2 protein-coding genes and 1 pseudogene are annotated in these 1978 nt (G+C 64.7%); all 3 read right to left on the bottom strand.

Going from position 1 to position 1978, the window contains the following annotated elements:
- On the bottom strand, nucleotides 1-1378 hold a 1378-nt coding region (locus MOV74_RS37030), incomplete at its 3' end, for an NAD(P)(+) transhydrogenase (Re/Si-specific) subunit beta (protein ID WP_246932337.1).
- A 39-nt stretch (nucleotides 1379-1417) separates the two neighbouring features.
- Nucleotides 1418-1735: a proton-translocating transhydrogenase family protein gene (locus tag MOV74_RS37025; protein WP_018317801.1), complete on the bottom strand. Its 318-nt coding sequence runs from the start codon at nucleotides 1733-1735 to the stop codon at nucleotides 1418-1420.
- Between the two features lie 12 nt (nucleotides 1736-1747).
- Nucleotides 1748-1978, bottom strand: a pseudogene (locus tag MOV74_RS37020) (NAD(P)(+) transhydrogenase (Re/Si-specific) subunit alpha); the annotation flags it as partial.

The following is a 1978-nucleotide window of genomic DNA, read 5'->3' as shown; positions in this document are numbered from 1 at the left end:
TCTCGGTGACCTTCTTGGCGTCGCCGAGCAGCATCATGGTGTTGTCGCGATAGAACAGCGGGTTATCGATGCCGGCATAACCGGACGCCAGAGAGCGCTTGATGAACATCACGGTGCCGGCCTTCCAGACCTGAAGCACGGGCATGCCGTAGATCGGCGAGGTCTTGTCCTCTTCGGCCGCCGGGTTGGTGACGTCATTGGCGCCGATCACGAAGGCGATGTCGGCCTGCGCGAATTCGGAGTTGATGTCCTCGAGCTCGAACACCTCGTCATAGGGCACGTTGGCTTCGGCCAGCAGCACGTTCATGTGGCCGGGCATGCGGCCCGCCACCGGGTGAATGGCGTATTTCACCTCGACGCCTTCCTTCTTCAGGATGTCGCCCATCTCGCGCAGCGCATGCTGGGCCTGCGCCACCGCCATGCCGTAGCCGGGCACGATGATGACCTTCTGCGCGTTCTTCATGATGAAGGCCGCATCGTCGGCCGAGCCGAGCTTGGCCGGCTTCTGCTCGCCCGTGCCGCCGCCGGCCGCCGCGGTCTCGCCGCCGAAGCCGCCGAGGATGACCGAGATGAAGGACCGGTTCATCGCGTGGCACATGATGTAGGACAGGATCGCGCCGGAGGAGCCGACCAGCGCGCCGGTGATGATCAGCGCGGAATTGCCGAGCGTGAAGCCGATGCCCGCGGCGGCCCAGCCGGAGTAGGAGTTCAGCATCGAGATCACGACCGGCATGTCGGCGCCGCCGATCGGGATGATCATGAGCACGCCGAGCGCCAGCGCCAGGATGGTGATCATCCAGAAGTCTAACGCGCCGCCGGTGAGGACGAGCCGGACGATGAAGAACACCAGCGCCAATGCGAGCGCGATGTTGATGATGTGGCGGGCAGGCAGGATGATCGGCGCACCGCTCATCCGCGCGGACAGCTTCAGGAACGCGATCACCGAGCCGGTGAAGGTCAGCGCGCCGATGGCGACGCCGAGCGACATCTCGATCAGGCTCTGCGGATGGATGTTGCCGGGGGTGCCGATGTCGAAGGCCTCGGGCGCGTAGAACGCGCCGGCGGCGACCAGCACCGCGGCCATGCCGACCAGCGAGTGGAAGGCGGCGACCAGTTCCGGCATCGAGGTCATCGGCACGCGGCGGGCGATGACCGCACCGATCGTGGCACCGATCGCGATGCCGACGATGACGAGCACCCAGGCAAGACCGTCTGCCGGCGGATGGTTGGCCAGCGTGGTGGCGACCGCGATCGCCATGCCGATCATGCCGAACAGATTGCCCTGGCGCGACGAAGCCGGGCTCGACAGCCCGCGCAGCGACAGGATGAACAGCACTCCCGCCACGAGATACAAAAATGCAGAGAGGTTGGCGCTCATCTCAGGTCCCCATTGATCCCTTCAGCCCGAGGTGGCCGCTTACTTCGACTTCTTCTTGTACATCGCCAGCATGCGCTGGGTGACAAGGAAGCCGCCAAAAATGTTCACGCAGGCGAAAATGAGCGCGACGAAGCCGAAGGCGCGTGCCCAGCCCGAGCCGCTCGAGACATTCGCGACGCCGCCGGCAAGCAGCGCGCCGACCACGATCACCGAGGAGATCGCGTTGGTCACGCTCATCAGCGGCGTGTGCAGCGCCGGCGTCACCGACCACACCACGAAATAACCGACGAAAACGGCGAGGACGAAAATCGACAGCCGGAAGATGAAGGGGTCGACGACCTGTGCAGCATGCTCCATGGCGATCTCTCCTTACGCCTTCGGCTGGAAGTTCGGGTGGATGACGGCGCCGTCCTTGGTCAGGGCGGTGGCCTTGACGAGCTCATCGTCCCAGTTCACGGCGAGCTTCTTCTCCGTCTTGTCGACCATGGTCTCGATGAAGGAGAACAGATTGCGTGCGTAGAGGCTGGAGGCCGAGGCCGCGACGCGGCCGGCGACGTTGGTGTAGCCGACGATCTTGATGCCATCGAGGTCGACGACCTC

Origin of the sequence: Bradyrhizobium sp. SHOUNA76 (assembly GCF_023006445.1) — a bacterium.
In the GTDB taxonomy this organism is placed as follows: domain Bacteria; phylum Pseudomonadota; class Alphaproteobacteria; order Rhizobiales; family Xanthobacteraceae; genus Bradyrhizobium.
Note: the sequence above shows the minus strand (reverse complement) of the source record. Positions and strands in the feature narration are given on the sequence as shown.